We start from the raw sequence: 19,829 nt of genomic DNA on the forward strand, positions 1-19,829 counted from the left end.
CACAGAGGTCACTTCGCCACCTCCCCCAGCAGCGCCTGGATCTCGGCCTCCAGAGACTTCAGTTCTGCGTCGATCTCCGCGAGCGGCCTCGGCGGCGTGTAGACGTAGAAGTGGCGGGTGAAGGGGATCTCGTACCCCACCTTGAACCGCTCCATCTCCTTCGTCTTCGGGTTGCGGGTCTCCGCGATCCAGGCGTCCGGGACGTGAGGCAGTACCTCGCGCGCGAGGTACTCGTCGACATCCTCGCCGAGCGGGACGTTCTCGTTGTCACGCAGGTCGGGGTCAGGCTCGGGCTTGCCCTTAACAAGCTGGGCCTCGCCTTCCGGATCGGTCACTCCCACAGCGTCGCGCAGGGCCTTCTGGAACGGCGCGACGGCGGGCCACAGCACGCCGCCGGCCACCATCGCCGTCCGCAGGGCGTCCCATGCCTCAGCCTTGGTCGACCACTGCGACCCAAGCAGCGGCTTGAGCGCGTCCAGCAACAGCTCGACCGCCGCCTCGCCCCCGACCGCTTTCTTCACCGCGGCAGACGCGCCGAGCTGAGCAAGGCTGTCATCGGTCAGCTCGAAGCGGAGCTTGAGCGGCCGGTCCACGGTGATGCGCTGGTAGCCGAAGTCTCGGTTGGCGAAGACCTTCACCCGCCCGTGATCCGGATGGGCTTCGTCGCTGGCGATGCTCAGGGCATCGCGGTAGATCGCGCAGATATTTCCGATCTGCGCCCGTGTGACTTCCTTGCGCTTCTCACCGAGAGACTTACGCATCTTGGACCACTGGTCGCGGGCGTCGAGCAGGATCACGCGGCCCTTGCGGTCGGCGGGCTTGCGGTTGGTGACGATCCAGAAGTACGTGGAGATACCCGTGTTGTAAAAGAGCTGGTCCGGGAGGGCGACGATCGCCTCCAGGTAGTCGTGCTCGATGATCCACCTGCGGATCTCCGACTCGCCCGACCCCGCACCACCGGTGAACAAGGGGGAGCCGTTGAAGACGATGGCCAGTCGGGTACCGCCGACCTCGTCGCCCGCCGCGTCCTTCTTGAGCGGCTGCATCTTGCTCATCATGTGCTGCAGGAAGAGCAGCGAGCCGTCGTTGATCCGAGGCAGGCCGGCTCCAAAGCGGCCGTCGAATCCCCGGTCCTCGTGCTCCTGGCGTACGACCTTCTCAACCTTCTTCCACTCCACGCCGAAGGGCGGGTTGGCGAGCATGTAGTTGAAGGTCTCGCCGTCGTGGCCGTCCTGGCTGAAGGAGTTGCCGAAGCGGATGTTCTTGGCGGTATGGCCCTTCAGCAGCATGTCGGAACGGCAGATTGCGTACGACTCGGCGTTCAACTCCTGTCCGAACAGGTTGACGCGCACGCGCGGGTTCAGCTTGCGGATATGCTCCTCAGCCGCCGAGAGCATGCCGCCAGTACCGCAGGCCGGGTCGAGGATCTTGACGACCTGTCCTTCTCCGTTGAGCCGGTCGTCGTCCGGGGCGAGCAGCAGCTCGACCATCAGCTCGATGACCTCGCGCGGGGTGAAGTGCTCACCGGCGGTCTCGTTGGAGGCATCGGCGAACTTGCGGATCAACTCTTCGAAGACGTAACCCATGTCGTGGTTGTCCACGGCCTTGAAGCTCAGATCCAGGCCGGCGAACTTCCGCACCACCTGGTAGAGCAGGTCGGCGTTGTCCAGGCGGTCGATCTGGAGGTGGAACTCGTAGCGGTTGATGATCTCGGTGGCCTCCGACGAGAACCCCCGGATGTAGTCCTTGAGGTTCTTCGCCACGTTGGCCGCGTCGCTGCTGATGGTGTCGAAGGTCTGCTCGGAAAGGTTGTAGAACTTGAGCTTGGAGGCTGCCAGCAGCAGTCCGTCCTTGTTCTCCCCCGTGTAGGAGGCCGCCCGGTCCCACACCGCCTGGCGGGTCGGGGCCATGACGCAGTCCAGCCTGCGCAGCACCGTCAGCGGCAGGATGACCTTTCCGTACTCCGAGCGCTTGTAGTCACCGCGCAGGAGGTCGGCCACCGACCAGATGAAGTCGGCCAGTTCCTGGTTCTTGCTCAAAGTGCCCTGTCCTCTCGCCCCACTGCGGCGTCTCCGTTGGTCGTCGTGCTTTGGTGCTCGGCGTTCCCGCCGTTACGGGTCGGCGGCGGATCGAGTGCGCCGCCGGTGAGGCCGTCGCGGGCGAGCCGCGCAGCCCGGTCTCCCATGCTGGCGAGTTCGGCGAGTTCGCGCTCGAACGCGCCCAACGAGCGAAAGGCGTCGCCGTAGCGGCGCTGTCGCTCAACGTCTATGCGGGGTAGGCGCGCCGCCTGCAGGTCCGCTCGGAACGTACCTGAGGAGGACGTGCTCCGACGGACGTTCGCCGCACTACTGGCGAATCCACGCACGTAGTCGGGGTCCAACTGATCGCTGCCGGAGATGAGCTCGTCACCGTCCAGGCTGACCAGGCCGGCGGCCAGCAGGTCGCTCACCGCCACCGGGACGCCAACGTCCAGGGCGTCGGCCCGGCCACGTGGTGGCAGCTCGGGAAGCAGCGCCCGAAGGCGGCGCAGGCGCGTGTCCAGATCCTCACGCAGCTTGGCGTACTCCACCGCGTAGTCGGGTTCCGGCTCGCGTACATAGCGGCTGGGGGTGAGGTCCACCTCGTTGTCCAGCAGATCGATCAGCTGCACGTCCACTTCCTGGTGCGGCTGAGGGGCCCACGGTCCGTCCGGGCTGTTGGCGCTGAGATCCACCATGCGTACGGTCCCCGCCGCCCGCCCAGGGTTGGAGGGACGGTTCAGCAGCCACAGGTGAAGCGGAAGTGCATGACTGGCAGCGAGGCCGGGCGGTAGAGCCACCACTGCGGTGACGCAACCGCGACGCACCAACTCCGCACGGATTCTGCGACCGGAGCGGCGATGGGCGACCGATGCCGGCAGGACCACCACGGCTCGCCCGCCGGGTGCCGTGTGGTGGTAGCAATGCTGAAGCCAGGCGAGTTCACTCTCCCCGCGCGAGGGCACACCCGCCTCCCAGCGCGGATCGACGAGCAACTGCTCGCGGCCCCAGTCGGCCACGGCGGTCGGCGGCTCGCACACGACCAGGTCTGCACGGAGATCGGGGAACGCGTCATCCCGCAACGAATCGCCTGCCACGACCTGAACCGGCACCGCTGTCCCAGTGGCGGTCAAGGCCGCACGCACCTGGGCTACGCGGGCCGCATCCGCCTGTGTGTCCTGCCCCAGCCTGCCTCGGACCGCACCACCGCCCACCGCAACAAGGAGCGAGCCGATGCCGCACGCGGGGTCAAAGACGGTGCCTGAGGTCTCACCAGCGAATTCTCGGACCGCGCTCGCCAGCCGCAATGTCGAGGCCCCGTCCAACGCGGCGCGCGCGGTGGAATCCAGCAGCCGCGCGACCAGAGCATCCATCACCTCGGTGGGCGTCCGGTCGGCGACCAGCCCGTCCGCCGCCTCTCGGGCGGCCTGGTCAGCGAGGTCTTCCGCATCTCCCCAGAGATATTCCCCGACAGCAGCCAGCGCCCCGGCCATTTCCTCGCCGTAGGCGCCGCGCAGCGCCTGCCAGAGCCGGACCTCCCCGCTGACCTCTCGCCCGTCGCGCTGCCCTTCCAGCCACTGCCGTACCTCGGCGAGCGAGAACAGGGGACTTGCCGAGGTGCCGCCTACGGGCGTGGGGAAGTCCGAACGACGCCGGCGCCAGTTGGACACCGCAGCACGCGTCACGCCTGCCAACCGTGCGATCTCCGCAGCGGTCGCCGTGGCATCAGGCGCCTCGTTTCCTCCGGTCATGACGTGACCGTACACCGTTAGCGCTTGGACTTCCAAGTTACATTCAGTTGACGGCGTTAACTAGCTCCTGTTCACTGGTACCACGCGCCAAGGACTCCGACGTCGCACACGGCACATCGCACCGAAGGAGAACCGGGCGTGAGCACGAAGTCACGCGGACCGAAGAGAACGACCCCGCGGCACCGACCTCCGGCACCTCGACTCAAAGGAGCATGACGTGGCCGCCAAGGAGAAGAGCAGCACTGGCACCCGAAAGTCCACGTTGCACCGCCTCACTGTTCCCAACGGTGGCGAGGTGGAACTCCGCACTCTTGTGCGCCCTCACTATCTCGACAGACCTGGTTACCAAGTCCGCGAGTTCGCCTGGGAGGGCGTCACCGGCCTGCTGGTGAACGGGGGAATCCCCCGAGACCGCGCCGACTGGTGCCCGGCCGTCGAGCGGATCACCGGCCTGGAGGTCAACGAACGGAATCACTCCGCTGCGGGCCTGGTGCTCATGCGCACCGAGCGCGGCCTGTACGCCCTGAGTTACGGGGTCGGCCAGCACATGCTGGACCCGTACTACCGTGATGATGAGTTCGGCCTGGAGTTCGCCACCCGCTGCCTCGACGAGGACGGCATCATCAAGGTGCGCAACCAGATCATGGACGGACGAGGGCGCGTCGACGAGTACTCCGTCGCCCGGGGAGAGCGTATCGACGGCTTCGGCCTCGACCGGTTCGGCGCAGTCGTCCGCCGCATCTGCGGAACGGTCAGCGGCATCCCGTTGACCTCACTGCCCTCCGGAACCTCCAAGCATGTTCGGGTCGAGTGCTCCGAGTCGACCATCAAGCTGCCGCTGGCCACGACCCCGGGCGAATTCCTCAACGACCTGCGCGCGATAGAGGAGGTCTGCTCGCGCCCGGATCCGCTGCCCGAACTGGGCTTCGTCGATCGACTCCGGACGCTGGACAACCGCAGCCGCAGGGCGGTAGATGCCCAGGCAGTCCTTGAGCGCATGCTCGCCGACCCGAGTCACCCGCGGCTCACGCTGGGAGTTCCGGAGAGCTGCCAGGAGGGCTTCGGCTCCGCCCAGGCGTTCCGGATCAGCTCGGGTAGCCGCAGCACCGACGTCACCGACCTGGACCTTCCTCTCCTCCTCAAGTTCGTCTCGGACAAGACCGAAGGCGAGCGCCTCAAGGCGCTCGGCCAGGTTCGGGTCGTCATGTTCAGCGACGACGACTTGAAAACGCCCGCCAGCGCCGCGACCACCGGCAAGGAGTGGCTCATCGCGGACGTCCCCGTGGAAACGGTGCGGTACTTCTACGGCCACGGAAAGTGGTACGAGGTGGGAGCCGGATTCCTCGAGACGCTGGAGGAAGAGCTCCGGGAGCTACTCGGCAAGCCGTCCAGCGTCCAACTGCCCTCCTGGCCGAAGGGAGTACCCAACGCCAAGGGGCGGGACTCTCACAGTGAGGACTGGTACAACAAGCAGGCGGCTGGCCAGGAGGGGTACCTCCTCTTCGACAAGAAGAACATCGTCACGGACAAGTTCAACGGTGGCGGACTGGAGGTCTGCGACGTCCTCGGCCCGGACAACCAACTGATCTGCGTCAAGAAGGCCACCAGCAGCGACGGCACCGCGCCGCTGAACCACCTCTTCGCCCAGGCGGTCACCGCCGTCGAAACCCTGCGCAGCGACGAAGCCATCCGCAGCGCCTTCCTGGGGCAGGTTGCGGACCGTACTCCCGACCACCGTCTCCTGAGCGACTTCGGCACGCTGAAGGTCGTGCTCGCCATCCTCCTCAAGGACGGAAAGGAGATCACCGTCGACTCCCTCTTCGCCTTCGCCCAGGTCTCCCTCCTCCAGTCGGCACGTCGCTTGCGCGCGATGAACGCAGAGGTAGAGGTCGTCGCTATCCGACGCTGAACCCACGCCGCCCCTGGGGTGACCCCCACACCGACTTCGCGAGCGCCGTGACGCGTCCAGCACCCGTCCGAATCTGGCGAGCCCAACGCAGCCGATCATCTTCCCTGAACGGCCCTGAGACGTCCACGTTGGCCGAGAAACAGCGAGCGGAGCCCGACGAGGCATGAGGCGCAGGTATCCACTGGAATACCCGCAGGCCGGTTTCGATTGCTCCTCTTGTAGTGATCACGGAGGGGGACGCTAGTGGCCGAGCTGATGTTGTTCCGGCAGGACGCGGACGGGCGGGATGTAGAGCTGTCCGGTTCGACGGTGGCGCTGGAGGTGGAGCTGCAGCGGCGGGTCGAGGCCGGTCTGGAGCAGATGCTCGGTATCCGGTTCGTGGCGTCGGAGTATGCGACTGGTCCGTGGCATCGGGGGCGGATCGACACGCTGGGGCTGGATGAGAACGGCAGCCCGGTGGTGATCGAGTTCAAGAGGGGCTCCGACAGCGGGGTGCTGTCGCAGGCCGTCTCGTATCTGTCCTGGTTGCGTTCGGCGCAGCACGAGTTCGAGGCGCTGGTCCGGAGGGTGCTGGGCGCGGGGGCGGCCGAGTCGATCGACTGGCGGCGTCCGCGGATGGTCTGCATCGCGGCTGGCTTCTCCCACCATGACCGTGTGGCCGTGCAGTGGTTGCCCGAGCGGATCGACCTGGTGCGCTACCGGGTCTTCGAGGGTGGTTTGCTGAGTCTGCTGCTCGTCGACTCCTCGCCCGGCTCACCGAGCGCCGCTTCGTCTCGGCGGAGCCGGGAGGGGGACGCGGTGGTCGGCAGCGCGCCGGCGGTCCCGACGACGCCTTCGCCGACGGGTGCCGGCCTCGTGCCGGAGTCCTTGCGGGACCTGTACGCGGAGCTGGACGAGGCGCTCACGGCGTGGGGCGAGGTCGAGGTGGCGCCGTTGCGGCACTACATCGCCTACCGACGGCTGGTGAACGTGGCATCGGTGATCTTCCGTCCGAAGCACCAGGTGATCCTGGTCTATCTCAGACTCGACCCGGACACAGTCGTGCTGGAGGAGGGCTTCACCCGGGACATGCGCGGTGTCGGGCACCTGGGGACGGGAGACCTGGAGGTACGTCTCGCCTCGGCAACGGACCTGGAGAAGGCGGCGCCGTTGATCCGACGGGCGTTCGAGGCGGCCTGAAACAAGCGGAAGGGCGGCTGGAGCATCGGTTTCTCGATGTTCCAGCCGCCCCTCGGCGTCTGCGGCCCTCCGGCCTCGGGGTCTTCGTTCTCATGATCAGCTCTCCGGCCCGGCCAGGGTGAAGTCGTCCTGGTCGAGTTCGTCACGGAGCCGCTGTTCGGCGACGTCGGCGTAGTGCGGGGAGAGTTCGACGCCGACGAAATGCCGGCCTTCGCGGAGGGCGGCGACGCCCGTGGAGCCACTGCCGGTGAACGGGTCGAGGACGGTGCCGCCCTCGGGGCAGACCTGTACGAGCTGCTGCATGATCTCGACGGGCTTCTGGGTGATGTGTACCCGTCCCTTGCGGGGCTGGGAGGCGATGTAGTGGCCGGGCAGGTAGAGGTCGCGGGTGTTGTCGAGGGATCCCTTGACGCCCCAGACGATGAACTCGGTGTCCTGCTTCGGGCCTCCCTTGCGGGGCCGGCTGGAGGGCTTGATCCAGGAGATGGTGCCGCTCCAGGTCCAGCCGGCCATCTGCAGGGCGTCGGTCGTGGTCGGTTCCTGGCGCCAGTCGGAGAAGACCATGGCGACCGCGTGCTCGGTGGAGGCCCGGTATGCCTCGGTGAGCAGTTCGGTCAGCCAGGAGCGGTAGGAGCGCTGGTCCCGGTTCTCGCCGGGGAAGTCGGCGAGGTCGTGGGCACTGTTGCTGGTGACGTACTTGGCGCGTGCGGTGCGTCCGGTGCGTTCCGAGCTCGTACGGCCGCCGGAGTTGTACGGGGGGTCGGTGATCACGGCGTTGACGCTCTCGTCCGGGAGGGACTTCAGGACGGTCAGGGCGTCGCCTCGGTGCAGCGTGTAGCTCATGGGGACCTCTTTCAGGGCGTAGCGGGTCTGTCCGCTCTCCGGGCAGCGCTCAACGACGTTCTTCCGGAGCGGGGTTGTGCCGGAGGTTAGTGGCGTTCTCCGGCCGGACCTAACGAGGTCGGCATGGGCACCGAGGCTCGTTTGGTGCGGCCGGAATCGCGGTCTACTGTCTCGCCGTGTCACCGGGACCGAGCCCCGCTCCACCCCCGCTGACCTGTGCTTATCCGTGCTGCCTCGTCCAATCGAGCCAGCAGGAAGGCACGTTGCCCACACTTTTCCGATGCCGTCCGGAGGCCCTCGTGTACCGCCTGAGATTACGAGCGCGGCTGGCTGCCGCGCATGACCTGAGACCGGTGTCCGGGAGCTACCAACTCCCCTGACCGGGCCCGCCCGAGAGGCGGATACACATCGGCGCGGTGCCGGCGGCTTTGCACGAGAAGCCGGCGCCGCGCCTCCTACGAACACCGAGGAGCCGCTGCGATGCAGCATGTCCTGATACCTCCGCGCCCCGACCCGACGCCGTCACCCGGTCGGCCCCACCGCCCCGGTGAACGGCGGCGGTGATGAACAAGACCACCAAGGGCGTCGTCGGCCTGTTCGCGGCCAGCTCGATGCTGCTGGTCGTGCCGGTCCTCGCCTTCGGTGCCGGGACCGCTTCGGCCTCCTGCCCGACCGGCGGCGCGCAGTCCGTGAACACCGCGGCGGTCGCCGACCAGGTGAAGGCCATCCTGGCAGGGGGTGGGACGGAGTCGGTCTCCGTTCCGGGACTGGACAATCCGGCCGAGCAGATCCCCTTCGCCAAGACGATCCAGGCCACCGGCGTCGCGATGAACGTCCCGGCCCGGGGGCAGGTCGTGGCCCTGGCGACCGCCCTTCAGGAGAGCGGCCTGAGGAACCTGACCTGGGGTGACCGCGACTCACTGGGGTTGTTCCAGCAGCGCCCGTCGATGGGCTGGGGCACGGCGAACGAGATCCTCGACCCCGTCCACGCCAGCACCAAGTTCTACGAGGGGCTCAAGAAGGTCTCGGGCTGGGAGTCCCTATCGATCACCCAGGCCGCCCAGGCGGTGCAGCGCTCGGGCTTCCCGGAGGCGTACGCCAAGTGGGAGCCGCTAGCCACAGCGCTGCAGAAGGCCATCGAGCCCCTGCTGCCGAAGGCCGGTGGCGGTGGCACGTCACCGGATCCGGCGCCGGACGGTGCCCGTGGTCCCTCGCCCGGCACCGCGGGCGGCTGCACCGCCGAAGGGGACGGGACCGACTTCGGCACCATCCCGGCCGGCGCGCTGCCCAAGGAGTACAGCATCCCCGCCACCGCTCCGCGAGAAGTCCAGACGGCGATCCGGTGGGCGCTCGGACAGCTCGGCACGCCGTACCAGTGGGGCGGGACCTGCACCGACTCCCACGGCGACACGGCGATGCGCCGGTGCGACTGCTCCTCCCTGATGCAGCAGGCGTACAAGGCCGCCGGGGTCACCCTGACCCGGACGACGTACACGCAGGTCAACGAAGGCAAACCGGTATCAGCCGACGACCTTCGGCCGGGTGACCTGATCTTCACCGAGGGCACGGCCGCCTCGCCCGAGCACGTCGGCATGGCCATCGGGCAGGGCCTCATCGTGCACGCCCCGCGCACCGGTGACGTGGTCCGCATCACGACCGTCGCCGCCTGGAAGCCCGGGATTCTCGCGATCCGCCGAGTCGTCTGACCGGCGCTCCCCCCTTCCCCCCTCTCCTCCGCACCGCCGCTCCACTCACGGGCTTCGGCGCGCCTTGAATCAAACTGGAGTTCCATCATGTATCTCGCAGATCAGGTCATACAGCTCGCCTACGACCCCGGAATCAAGCCGAACGAAGGCGGACTGCCGGGCCTGAACGTCCTCAAGCAGGTGATGGGCTCCATCAACCTCTTCGGCCTCATCGCCGTGGTCGGTTCGCTCGCGGTCAGCGCGGGCGTGTGGGCCTGGGGTCACCACTCCGGCGGCCACCAGGCCGAGGCCAACGGAAAGAAGGGCGTCCTGGTGTCCGCCGGCGCGGCCCTCCTGCTCGGCGCGGCAAACGGTGTGGTGGCGTTCTTCAGCACGCTGGGGACGCAGGTCCGCTGATGCCTTCCCGGTCCTCGAACCCCGGCGGCGCATCTCGCGTGCGCCGCCGGGCGCTGCTCGGCACCGTCGTCCTGGTGGTGCTCGTCGCCCTCGCCGGCCTGGCCGCGTACCTCACCCGCGACAGCAGGACCCCTGCCAAACCCGCGCCTCCGCAGCCAAGTTCGTCCCCGTCTTCCTCCTCGGCCCCCTCGCCGTCCGGGCCGCCCACGGTGACCCCCCGCCCCCGTGCGCTGCCGGTTCCTCCGAGGACCACCGAGCCGATCTCGTTCGGGAAGGCGGCTGCGGCTGCGCTGTGGTCGTACGACACCCGTGCGTACTCGCAGGCCGAGCTGCGGCGTGCGCTGCGCGCGTGGCTGACGGCGGAGGTGAAGTACGCCGATGCGGCCTCGGTCGACAGGGGCATCCCCTCGGCGGTGCTGTGGAAGGAGATGGCCGCCAACGGCCAGTTCGCCACGGCCACGGTGAACGAGGGGCACTTCCCGAACGCGTTCACCCGGGCTCTCCAGGAGGATCCGGGAGCGATCACCACGGCGTACATCTACGCGGTGACGGTCTCGGGCAAGCAGACGATCGCCTGGAAGGGCTCGCCCGCCGGCGGCGCGGAGAGCCGCTCCACCACCCTCGCGGTCCAGTGCCGCCCCAACCAGCCCTGCACCCTGGCCGGCGTCATGCCGTCCGTCGCGCCCTGAGTCCCGTTCACGAAAGGAGGTACCCCCATGGACGTCTGCGGCCTTCCGATGATGGACAAGGTGTGCACCGCCGTCGACTTCGTCACCAACCCGGCCGGGGCCGTCACCGACGGCATCGGCGCGTGGATCGCGAAGTCGGCAGGAGAGCTGGCGGCCAGCGCGGCGGACCTCGCCGCCAAGGCCGTCAACGAGACGACCGCCATCGACCTCAACGCCAGCTGGTTCCGGGACAACTACGAGCTTCTGTTGCCCATCGGGCTCGCGCTGACCGTCGGGACGTTCTGCATCCAGCTGATGCTCGCGGCCTGGCGGCGCGACGAGCGGGCCCTGGCCCAGGCCGCGGTCGGCACCATGACCGGCGTCCTGTTCAGTTTCTGCGCCATCGCCTTCACCAGCGTCGCCGTCACCGTGGTCGACGCCCTCTCCTCCGGACTATTCCAAGCCGCCAACACCTCGGTCGACGACGCGGTCCGCCGCGTCGTGAAGATCAATCAGTTGGGGGCGATGTACGGCCTGGGCTGGGGCGTTCCCGCCCTGGTCGCCTTCGGGTGCGCGATCGGCGCCTTCCTGTACTGGGGCGTCATGGTCGCCCGGAAGGTCGGCGTCCTGATCATGGTCACGCTCGCGGTCTTCGCCGGCGCCGGCGGCGGCTGGGAGGTCGCCAAGCGCTGGCGGCGCGGCTGGATCGAGGCCACCGCTACCCTGGTCGTCTCCAAGCTGTTGATGACCGTGGTCTTCCTGATCGGCGTCTCCGCCATGGGCAAGAGCGATTCCAGCGACGGCCTGTCTGCCCTGTCCGACGCGATGGCCGGCATCGTCGTGATGGTCCTGGTGCTGCTCTGCCCGTATGCCACGTACAAGTTCGTCCGCTGGGCGAGCGACGGCGGCGGTCACGACGATGTGCACCGCACCGGCGTCGCGGGCATGGCTGTCGCCGCCGGGGCGGCGAAGACCGCCGGCAGCCTGGCGATGCGGGTCGGCACCGGAACCCCTGCGCCCCAGGGGCCGAGCCAGGTCCCCGGTGCGGGTGCCGACGGTGTCGCCTCCGGCATCAACCCTGCCGGCGGCAACCTCAGCAAGGAGGGCATCGACGCGGGACCGCCCAAGCCGCAGACCCGCTTTCGGTACGGCGAGGCCCCGAACGCCCCAGGCGACAAGGGCCGGCCTCTGATCCAGCGCCCGGGAAACCCGCCGCTGATCACGCGCCCCGGCGAAGGGGAAGCGGAAGGTTCCCAGCCGGTCGTCCAGGGTGTTACCGGCGGCTCCGGTCATCTCACCAGCACGTCGGCTTCGGGCAGCGGCGTGAGCTACATCGGCACCACGCCGCCTGTCGGGCCCTCGGCGTCAGCCACCGGCTCGCCGACGCCGACGACCTGGGTGTTCCCCACCCAGCCGCCCGAGGGTTCCTGACCCACCACACCCCGGGGGCGGGCTGCCCCTCCGCAGCCCGCCCCCTCCCGACTCGACCGTCGAAGGAGCCCCGCCGTGTCCTCCAGAAGAGTGCCGCCCGCCCCGTCTCTCGTTCACCTCCACCGTCTGGAACCCTCATGTCCGGTAAGCACCAGGCCGAAGTCCCCTCGGCCACCGTGAAGTTCCCCCACCGCAGCAGGCGCGGCGTCCTGCTCGGCCTGACCGCCCCGCAGCTCCTCGCCGCCGGACTCACCGGCCTTCTCCTTCTCGCCGTGATCCTCGCCCGCGGCGTGGTCGGGGCCCTCGCGCTCATCCCCCTGTGGGCCGTCATCGCCCTGTTCGTCTTCGTCCGCCACCGGGGCCGTGCCCTGGCCGACTGGACCCCGATCGTCGTCCGGTACGCGCTGCGCCGGATGCGCGGCCAGCTCCTCTGGCTCACCCGCCCCTCGCGCCGGCCGACCCGCGAGGGACTGCTCCACCTGCCCGGCACCGCCGCCAGCCTGCGCGTGGCCACCGCCCCGGACGGCCGGTACGGCGCGGTCCACGACCCGCACAACGGCACGCTGACCGCCATCGTCAAGGTCGCCTCCCGCGCCTACGCCCTGCTCGACCCGGGCACCCAGCACGCCAACGTCTCCGGCTGGGGACGCGCGCTGGCCGCGCTCGCCCGGACCGGGCAGATCGCCCGCATCCAGGTGATCGAGCGCACCGTCCCGGACTCCGGCGACAGCCTGCGCCGCTACTGGGAGGAGCACGGCCGCCCCGACACCCCGGTGGCCGGCGCGATCTACAACGAGCTGATCCAGAGCGCCGGTCCGGCCGCCGCCCCGCACGAGGCGTACGTCGCGCTGTCGCTGGACACCAAGGCGGCGCGTCGGCTGATCAACCAGGCCGGCGGCGGCCTGACCGGGTCCTTCGGCGTCCTGGCGCAGCTGACCTCGACCTTCGAGCAGGCCGCGCGGACCGCCGGGCTCAACCCGACCGGCTGGCTCACCGCCCGCGAGATCGCAGCCGTCGTCCGCACCGCCTACGACCCCAAGGCCCTCGCGGCCCTGGACCGCTGGTCCGCCACCGGCCGTCCCGAGGCCGACGCCTCCGCCGCCGGCCCGGTGGTGGTCGTGGAGAAGGCGGACCACATCGCGACCGACTCCGCCGTCCACGCCACGTACTGGGTGGAGAACTGGCCTCGGACGGAGACGTCCGCGGGCTTCCTGCACCAGCTCCTGTTCACCGGCGGGGTCCGGCGCACGCTGTCGCTCTCCTTCGAGCCGAAGGGACTGGACGCCGCCCTGCGCGACGTCCAGCGCAAGAAGGCCAGCGTGATCGCCGATGCCGCCGAGCGGGCCCGGCGCGGTCAGGTCGACTCCGAGGCGGACTCGATCGAGTACCAGGACATCAAGGCGCGCGAGCGGCAGCTCATCGCCGGGCACGCGGATGTCGCCCTGACCGGTCTGCTGACCGTGTCGGCCGACTCTGAGGAGGAGCTGCGCACCGCGTGCGCGGTGGTGGAGACCGCCGCCGTCGGCGCCCAGCTCGACCTCCGGCCGCTGACCTGGCAGCAGGCCGAGGCGTTCACCGCCGCCGCCCTGCCGCTCGCGCTTGCCGCCTGACCGCGGCCTCCTTCCTCCCTTCCTTCGAAAGAGCACCCGCATGTCCCGCACCGCCAGCCCGACCGCGCAGGACTTCGTGCCCTTCGCCACCGCCGCGCTCGACTTCCATCGCGCGCTCAACCTCCCCGGCGACCCGCTCGTCACCAGCCGGGCCGAGCTGGACGCCCTGCACTCCCACCTCGTCTCGTTGCACGGGCTGCTCGACGCCCACGCCATGCGTACCGAGAAGATCGTTCCGGCCGAGGGCGACCAGTTCCGTGCCGCCCGCACCCGGATCTGGCAGGCCGCCGAGCACATCCACGCCGCCTACCACGCAGCTCCCCGTACGGGCTCCGGCGAGGCGCACCGGGCCGACCTTCCAGAGGGTGCGCCGGAGCTGACCATCTGCCAGCGCCACCAACGCGCCGCGCACCTGGTCCGCCGCCGTACGACGCCGGCCGACCTGCACACCCCGTTCACCGGCCTCACCCGTCGCTGACCCCGCCATTCCCTGTCTGGAGAATCGTTCATGCCCCGTACCCGCGCCAGCGCCTCCCACCTGTTCGTACCCCACAAGGCATCGCGCATCCAGCGGCGGGCAGCCCGCGCCGGTTTCGCCGACGCCCACCGCCAGGCCCGCCTCGCCGAAACGCCCCCGAAGCACCGTGCCCAGGAGACCGCCGATCCGGAACTGCGGCCGGTCTACCCGCCGACAGGGCGTCCCGGTCCGGCCGCGGCCCGCGGCGGCAAGCTCAACCTGCCCGCCCACCGGATGACCACCGCCACCGCTTCCGGGGCCTATCCGTTCGTCGCCGAGGGCGGTCTGGGAGCCGAAGGCGTCTTCATCGGCCGCGACGTCCACGCGGAGGCCGCGTTCTGTTTCGACCCGTTCTCGCTGTACAACAGCGGCCGGATCGAGGGCTTCACGAATCCGAACGTGGTCCTCGCCGGCATCATCGGCATGGGCAAGTCCGCGCTCGCGAAGTCCATCGCCACCCGGTCGATCGCCCACGGCTACCGCATCTACATCCCCTGCGACCCGAAGGGCGAGTGGACCGGGGTCGCGCAGGCCCTCGGCGGCTACAGCATCGCGCTCGGCCCCGGCCTCCCGGGCCGGCTGAACCCGCTGGACGCCCCGGCCCGGCCCGCCTCCGTCAACGAGGACGACTGGGCGAGCGAGGTCCGAAAGCGACGCCTGCTGCTCCTGGCCGGCCTGGCGCGCACGGTCCTGAAGCGCGATCTGCTGCCGATGGAACACACCGCCCTGGACCTCGCCCTCGACCTGGTCGTCGCCGAGGCCGCCGCCCGCGGCACGGTGCCGCTGCTCGGCGCGATCGCGCACGTCCTCGGCTCCCCCGAACGCCTCGACCAAGCCCTCGGCCACCCGTCCGGACACCTGGGGACGGCCGCCCAGGACGTCGCGCACGCCCTGCGCCGCCTCGTCCACGGCGACCTGAGCGGCATGTTCGACGCCCCCTCGACGGTGGCCTTCGATCCGACCGCGCCGATGCTGTCCATCGACCTCTCCCGCCTCGGCGGCGCCGGCGACGACACCGCCCTGGTCTTGGCCATGACCTGCGCCTCAGCGTGGATGGAGAGCGCTCTGTCCGATCCGGACGGGGGCCGGCGCTGGGTGATCTACGACGAGGCGTGGCGGCTGATGAGGCACGTCGGCCTGCTCGAACGCATGCAGTCCCAGTGGAAACTCAGCCGGGGTCTCGGCATCGCGAACCTCATGGTCATCCACCGGCTCAGCGACCTGCTCTCGGCGGGCGACGCCGGCTCGCGCGGCCGGGTCCTGGCCGAGGGCCTCCTCGCCGACTGCTCCACCCGCATCATCTACCGGCAGGAGCCCGACCAGCTCGACGCCGCCGCGTCCCTGCTCGGCCTGACCGGAGTCGAGACCCAGGCGGTGTCCGCCCTGACCAAGGGCCGGGGCCTGTGGAAGGTCGCGGGCCGGTCCTTCATCACGCAGCACATCCTCCACCCGGCCGAACGCGAACTGTTCGACACCGACGCCCGCATGGCGGCCTAGACCATGTCCGGAGGACCGATCATGTCTGTTCCCTCAGGCTCTCCCGCCCCGGCCGAGAACCAGCCGCCAGCAGCCACCGACCACCTGGCGTGGCGGAGGCACATCTCGGCGCTGGCCTCCGCCGCCGCCGGGATCCGGCAGGCGTCCGACGCCTGGGACGCGGTCTCGGACTCCTTCTGCGACACCGACGGCTGGCCCGTCGACGAGCAGGGCTACGGAGACGGCAAGGTGAAACGCGACGCCGAGGCGTGGCGGCACGTCGAGGTCTTCCTCGACCACGGCCCCGAGGTCCTGGCCGGCGTTCGCGCCGCCGCCCGGAGCACCGACTACGTCGAGGGCCCGGTCAGCGAAGACCTGCGCTGGCTGCGCGGCATCGACGCCACCCTGGAACACGCGGGCCGGCTCCAGCGGGAGTGGGACCAGATTCTGGTGCTCATGGACGCCTCCGTGCCCGGCTCCCGGCAGCTCTACGAGGGCCGGGCGAAGGAGGAGCGGAACGCCGACGGCTGGCACTACGCCGACGAGCTGGCCATCCGCGGTCCCGCCCTTGTCCGGGCCGCCACCCATCTGGTCGGCCGGGCGGACTCCGAGCAGTCCGTGCGGACCGAGCGGGCACGCGTGGCCCTCGCCCGCTCCACCTCCGGTCCTCGCGGAGCCCTGCCCGCTCCTTCCCGTGCGCCGGCGGCATCCAGCCCACCAGTGCCGGGCCGATCCCGCTGACCGCCCGTAGCACCGAGTCCCGGCCGGACCAAACCGTCCGATCACCAGATCCTCGTGCACCACCGCCCGCCCCGCTCGGTCCGGCGCGCGCCCACCCCAGCGTCGGCCGCCGGGGCGTCTCACCACGGAGAAAACCCATGAACCAGAACAACCCCCTGATCACCAGCCAGCAGGAGGGACGGCAGATCACCGCGCGGACCAGCTCCTCCTTGCCCGCCGCCTTCGAGGATCCGAAACAGGATCGCGGGTACGGCCACCTCACCGTCCCGCTCCGCCAGCGGGGCCTGGAGGTCACCGTCGAGTACGGCCTCAGCGACTACGTCGTCGACGTCGCTCTCCCCGACGGCAGTTCGATGATCATCTCGCCGCCGCAGGAACCGCCGTCCGAGGAGCCCGGGTTCCCCGAAAGCTGGACGGTGGTCCGTCACCGGGACGCCGGACCCCCGGTGTACGAAGTGGTCTACGACTCCGAGCCCGACGGTCCGGATGCCCCGTACGGCGGCAGCGTCGCAAGCCTGCTCGCCGCCGTCGACACACGCCTGGACCAGCTCGGCGTGCCACCCCGCTCCGGGCAACACCCCTCCCCGCAGGGGCGCGCCGCCCAAGCCGGTCCGGTCCGAAGTCCGGTAGACCCGACCGCTCCGCCGCCGCCCTCTGTTCCTCCCCGGGTGAGCGCTGCCCTCACGCCCTCCCCCTCGGCCCGATCGCGTACGGACCGCACGCTCCCGGCGGCGGAACCGCCCCCGCGCGCCACACCCCCTGCCCGCTCGTCCACCGCCCCTGGTCGCTGACCTTCTCCCGCCTCGGAGTTCGCCGCATGTCTCTCACCAGCAGAACCGTCCCGGCCCTCAACCCGCCCCATCACCGAGCCTGCACCGGATGGATCAGCCGTGTTGCCCACTTCCGCCGAAGAACTGCTCGCCGACGTCACCGTCGGCCGCCATCCCGACCACGGCATCGTCGCCGCGAACCCCAAGAACCTCGCCGCCGACACCTGGATGCTGGAACGGCTCGACTTCCGCCCCGTGCCGGGCGAGCCCACCCTGTATGCCCTGGCCGACCAGCAGCGCGACGGGCAGGGTCGCGCCACCCGGGCCGTCGCGCTGCTGCGCAACGCCGGCTTCCGAGTCGACGCGGACGCCGTGTTCGATCCCTCCCTCGCTCCCAGCGCGGGGCCTGCTCCGAGCCGGGTCCCACTCGGCGAGCCCGAGGTCGCCTTCGCCGAGCACCCGCAACTCGGCATCGTCGCGGCCCTCGACGATCGCGCCTCCGGCCTCACCGGACTCGCCCTGCTCGACCACGGCTGGCGGCACGACCCCCGCCTGGACATCTACACGCTGCCCGCTGCCACCGACCGGAGTGCGGCCCTGGCGAAGGTCGCCGACGCCACGCTGGACCTGCACCGCTCGGGTGTCCGGGTCGCGGTGGCGCCCCGCCTCGCCCAGGACGTCGCGGACCGCCGCGACGCACCGGCGCCTTCCCCACCCCACGACCGCGTCCAGGGGGTCGGTGCGCGTCGCTCTTCGATCAGCGCCGCCGCGCTCGCCTCCAGCCCAACCGTCGCCGGCCTTCCGGGCAAACGGCCGGTGGCCGCTCCCGCCACCCCCCTCGCGGCGGCCCGGCCGGTCGATCCGCGCATCGCCTTCTCCCGTAACCGTTGACCCAACTCCCTTAAGAAACCTCTCTCATGGCTGTTATCGGTAAGGGCGGATATTCAGCTTTGAGGAATGCGACCTCATTCAACCTCGGATGGCGGCAAGCCGGGCCCAGGCGGAAGCGGAAGGCTGCGCTTCCGCAGCCATTTGTAGTAGCGCTTGCGCACCAACCGCTCAGCTTCATCCCATGTGTTCGCGCGACCACCGCGTCCGTCCGGGATATGACGATTTGTGGAGTTCGTAAAGACGATCACGCGCTTCTTGGCCGCTCGAAGGGCATCGATATTGGAAGGAGCATCCTCGATGTAGATGTCCGCCCCAACATCGCCTTTCTCCCTCATGAAGCACAGGTCCCAGTAGGGAACCGCGTGGTGTTCCAGCCACTGAACGGTCTGGCTAATTGCGACCTGGTGCGAGTGCTTGAGGTAGAGCCGGTGGGTGATGATCCTGATTCGCACGCCCTCATGACTCAACCGGCGGAGCGCTTGGGGAGCACCCTTGATCGGGGCCATGTTCTCGAACAAACCTCGCTGCTTCATCGCGAAGCGATGGAGACGCTCGTACTCGCCTTCTGCCAGTCCCCACTCAGGGAGGCCGAAGCGGACCTCTGGGGTCAGCTCGTCAACCTCAACGTCACGCCACTCCGCAGTGACAGTTCTCATATAGCCGTAGAAGTCCGCTACCACCCCGTCGAGATCGACGCCGAACACGAAGTGGTTGTCAACCATCAGGAGTACCTCCCAACAGCAGAAACTCCCCCCACCAAGCCTCGCTGCGCTTGCCGTCTCTCGCAACTTCACTCGAGACGGGCCAGCCCATTCCTAAGTGAAAGGTTCGCTGCGGACTCAGGACTGAAGCCTCCGCGTCCATCGGTAACCCCGACTATCGAACCTCGCGGAGTGCTCACATAGCTGAAAACAGAGCCCCTCCCAGCAGCGGAGCTCAGCGGAGGCTTAGCTGCACACCGTGTTGGTCACTGCGCCTCGCCGTCGTCTCCGTTGCCCTCTTCAACCCAGCACTTACGGCTCACTCCCAAACCGCTGGATGCATAGTCCATGAGATTAAAGGGGGGCATCCAGGCCGAAGCGAATGCAGCGTTCATGTAAGCGGCAAGGGGATAGATGACGTCGCCGTCTGGCACAGGGTCCACGAGGTGGAGGTTCGTCCCCGGCAGGGAAGGCCGAAGCGCTTCCTGGTCAGGGCTGAGCCAGCCGAAGTATCCCTTTCCCAGCAGCCAGATGGCGTCTGGGCATTCAGAACGGTCGCGTTCGCTGCACCACTCCGCGAAGTGGGTGCTAAGCGTTTCCGGGGAAATACTATCGAAGGCAAAGATCATTCCTACGGTTGGAAAAGGCTTGAAGCCCTCTGGGGCCTGCCGTCGCTGGCTGCCCAGATTCTTCTGGTAGGCAGTCTTCGGAAGGGTCTTGGCCTTCCGGATCTTCTCGCAGTCCAAGCCTGGCAATCAGCTGTGGATCTTCGACTCACCGGCGGCTGACTTCTGCGGCATAGTCGGGACCGAATCCCTGGCTTTCGCGGGTCCAGTTGTCTCCGGTGGACTGGTGGAATCCGAGCAGTCGGCTGACGACGACGGCGGAGTGCACCACCTGCTGGCGCGCCTCCAAGGAGGCCGACGAGCGGGACAAGGGAGCCTGGTTGGAGACCAGGCGAGCCGAGGAGCAGGCCGCGTCCGAAGCCTGGTCTCAGCAGTACCGGATGCCTCCGCTGGAGGGAACCGAGCGGGCCGTCCCCTGGGGCGTGCACTGCCGTCACCAGGTCCTGTCTGCTGTCTACACCGCCCTGGTCGTCGAAGGCGACACCGGCGAGGCCGGCTTGGGAGGAGACCGAGGAGTCCGCTCGCACGGTCACCCGCGCCGGCTGGTGGATCGACCAGCGCTCCTCCGACCCGGACGACCTCCCTGAGCTGCTCCA

General features: G+C 69.3%; 17 protein-coding genes. 12 read left to right on the forward strand and 5 right to left on the reverse strand.

Annotated features, from left to right (window positions below):
• Positions 1-8: 8 nt before the first annotated feature.
• Positions 9-2,039, reverse strand: coding sequence for an N-6 DNA methylase (locus tag JAO84_RS05165; protein WP_370410803.1), 2,031 nt, complete (start codon positions 2,037-2,039; stop codon positions 9-11).
• Positions 2,036-3,769 carry an N-6 DNA methylase gene (locus JAO84_RS05170; RefSeq protein ID WP_370410805.1) on the reverse strand — a complete coding sequence of 578 codons (1,734 nt, stop codon included), beginning with the start codon at positions 3,767-3,769 and terminating at the stop codon, positions 2,036-2,038. The genes JAO84_RS05165 and JAO84_RS05170 overlap by 4 nt, the downstream gene beginning before the upstream one ends.
• A gap of 217 nt (positions 3,770-3,986) precedes the next feature.
• Here JAO84_RS05170 and JAO84_RS05175 point away from each other — a divergent pair, with 217 nt between their 5' ends.
• Positions 3,987-5,678, forward strand: a complete 1,692-nt coding sequence (locus tag JAO84_RS05175) for a DUF6119 family protein (protein WP_370410807.1) — start codon at positions 3,987-3,989, stop codon at positions 5,676-5,678.
• A 243-nt stretch (positions 5,679-5,921) separates the two neighbouring features.
• On the forward strand, positions 5,922-6,857 hold the full coding sequence (locus JAO84_RS05180) for a DUF5655 domain-containing protein (RefSeq protein ID WP_370410809.1): 936 nt from the start codon (positions 5,922-5,924) through the stop codon (positions 6,855-6,857).
• A 96-nt stretch (positions 6,858-6,953) separates the two neighbouring features.
• Here JAO84_RS05180 and JAO84_RS05185 read toward each other — a convergent pair whose 3' ends face one another.
• Positions 6,954-7,700, reverse strand: coding sequence for a site-specific DNA-methyltransferase (locus JAO84_RS05185; RefSeq protein WP_370410811.1), 747 nt, complete (start codon positions 7,698-7,700; stop codon positions 6,954-6,956).
• A 563-nt stretch (positions 7,701-8,263) separates the two neighbouring features.
• On the opposite strand from JAO84_RS05185, the gene JAO84_RS05190 reads away from it, so the two are divergent.
• The 10 genes from JAO84_RS05190 (at position 8,264) to JAO84_RS05235 (ending at position 17,906) form a co-directional block, all read left to right on the forward strand.
• Positions 8,264-9,406 (forward strand): C40 family peptidase, encoded by a 1,143-nt coding sequence (locus JAO84_RS05190; RefSeq protein ID WP_370410813.1) that lies wholly within the window; start codon positions 8,264-8,266, stop codon positions 9,404-9,406.
• A gap of 87 nt (positions 9,407-9,493) precedes the next feature.
• Positions 9,494-9,802 carry a DUF6112 family protein gene (locus JAO84_RS05195; protein WP_370410815.1) on the forward strand — a complete coding sequence of 103 codons (309 nt, stop codon included), beginning with the start codon at positions 9,494-9,496 and terminating at the stop codon, positions 9,800-9,802.
• Positions 9,802-10,491, forward strand: a complete 690-nt coding sequence (locus tag JAO84_RS05200) for a hypothetical protein (RefSeq protein WP_370410817.1) — start codon at positions 9,802-9,804, stop codon at positions 10,489-10,491. The genes JAO84_RS05195 and JAO84_RS05200 overlap by 1 nt, the downstream gene beginning before the upstream one ends.
• Before the next feature lie 27 nt (positions 10,492-10,518).
• Positions 10,519-11,901 (forward strand): ATP-binding protein, encoded by a 1,383-nt coding sequence (locus JAO84_RS05205; protein ID WP_370410819.1) that lies wholly within the window; start codon positions 10,519-10,521, stop codon positions 11,899-11,901.
• Positions 11,902-12,038: 137 nt separating this feature from the next.
• Complete coding sequence (locus JAO84_RS05210) at positions 12,039-13,511, forward strand: SCO6880 family protein (RefSeq protein WP_370410821.1); 1,473 nt, start codon at positions 12,039-12,041, stop codon at positions 13,509-13,511.
• 40 nt (positions 13,512-13,551) lie between these two features.
• The gene (locus JAO84_RS05215; protein WP_370410823.1) at positions 13,552-13,989 is read left to right on the forward strand and encodes a DUF6238 family protein; all 438 of its coding nucleotides are present in this window, start codon (positions 13,552-13,554) and stop codon (positions 13,987-13,989) included.
• 30 nt (positions 13,990-14,019) lie between these two features.
• Positions 14,020-15,525 carry an ATP-binding protein gene (locus JAO84_RS05220; RefSeq protein ID WP_370410825.1) on the forward strand — a complete coding sequence of 502 codons (1,506 nt, stop codon included), beginning with the start codon at positions 14,020-14,022 and terminating at the stop codon, positions 15,523-15,525.
• A 21-nt stretch (positions 15,526-15,546) separates the two neighbouring features.
• Entirely contained in the window at positions 15,547-16,245 is a 699-nt protein-coding gene (locus tag JAO84_RS05225) for a hypothetical protein (RefSeq protein ID WP_370410827.1), read from the forward strand.
• Between the two features lie 137 nt (positions 16,246-16,382).
• A complete protein-coding gene (locus JAO84_RS05230) occupies positions 16,383-17,036 on the forward strand; it encodes a hypothetical protein (RefSeq protein ID WP_370410829.1) in 654 nt (217 codons plus the stop codon).
• Between the two features lie 99 nt (positions 17,037-17,135).
• Positions 17,136-17,906: a hypothetical protein gene (locus JAO84_RS05235; protein ID WP_370410831.1), complete on the forward strand. Its 771-nt coding sequence runs from the start codon at positions 17,136-17,138 to the stop codon at positions 17,904-17,906.
• Between the two features lie 74 nt (positions 17,907-17,980).
• Here the strand turns inward: JAO84_RS05235 and JAO84_RS05240 are convergent, their stop codons facing one another.
• Together JAO84_RS05240 and JAO84_RS05245 are read right to left on the reverse strand one after the other, a co-directional pair.
• A complete protein-coding gene (locus JAO84_RS05240; RefSeq protein WP_370410833.1) occupies positions 17,981-18,628 on the reverse strand; it encodes a hypothetical protein in 648 nt (215 codons plus the stop codon).
• Between the two features lie 245 nt (positions 18,629-18,873).
• Positions 18,874-19,353: a hypothetical protein gene (locus JAO84_RS05245; RefSeq protein ID WP_370410835.1), complete on the reverse strand. Its 480-nt coding sequence runs from the start codon at positions 19,351-19,353 to the stop codon at positions 18,874-18,876.
• Positions 19,354-19,829: the final 476 nt, after the last annotated feature.

Source organism: Streptomyces fradiae (assembly GCF_041270065.1).
Taxonomy (GTDB): Bacteria; Actinomycetota; Actinomycetes; order Streptomycetales; family Streptomycetaceae; genus Streptomyces.

Bases quoted from the DNA above. Each gene is read 5' to 3' on its own strand.
- JAO84_RS05230 (WP_370410829.1), top strand. From the start codon at position 16,383: ATGAACCAGAACAACCCCCTGATCACCAGCCAGCAGGAGGGACGGCAG.
- JAO84_RS05170 (WP_370410805.1), bottom strand. From the start codon at position 3,769: ATGACCGGAGGAAACGAGGCGCCTGATGCCACGGCGACCGCTGCGGAG.
- JAO84_RS05195 (WP_370410815.1), top strand. From the start codon at position 9,494: ATGTATCTCGCAGATCAGGTCATACAGCTCGCCTACGACCCCGGAATC.
- JAO84_RS05215 (WP_370410823.1), top strand. From the start codon at position 13,552: ATGTCCCGCACCGCCAGCCCGACCGCGCAGGACTTCGTGCCCTTCGCC.
- JAO84_RS05210 (WP_370410821.1), top strand. From the start codon at position 12,039: ATGTCCGGTAAGCACCAGGCCGAAGTCCCCTCGGCCACCGTGAAGTTC.
- JAO84_RS05220 (WP_370410825.1), top strand. From the start codon at position 14,020: ATGCCCCGTACCCGCGCCAGCGCCTCCCACCTGTTCGTACCCCACAAG.
- JAO84_RS05200 (WP_370410817.1), top strand. From the start codon at position 9,802: ATGCCTTCCCGGTCCTCGAACCCCGGCGGCGCATCTCGCGTGCGCCGC.
- JAO84_RS05190 (WP_370410813.1), top strand. From the start codon at position 8,264: ATGAACAAGACCACCAAGGGCGTCGTCGGCCTGTTCGCGGCCAGCTCG.
- JAO84_RS05205 (WP_370410819.1), top strand. From the start codon at position 10,519: ATGGACGTCTGCGGCCTTCCGATGATGGACAAGGTGTGCACCGCCGTC.
- JAO84_RS05240 (WP_370410833.1), bottom strand. From the start codon at position 18,628: ATGGTTGACAACCACTTCGTGTTCGGCGTCGATCTCGACGGGGTGGTA.
- JAO84_RS05225 (WP_370410827.1), top strand. From the start codon at position 15,547: ATGTCTGTTCCCTCAGGCTCTCCCGCCCCGGCCGAGAACCAGCCGCCA.
- JAO84_RS05185 (WP_370410811.1), bottom strand. From the start codon at position 7,700: ATGAGCTACACGCTGCACCGAGGCGACGCCCTGACCGTCCTGAAGTCC.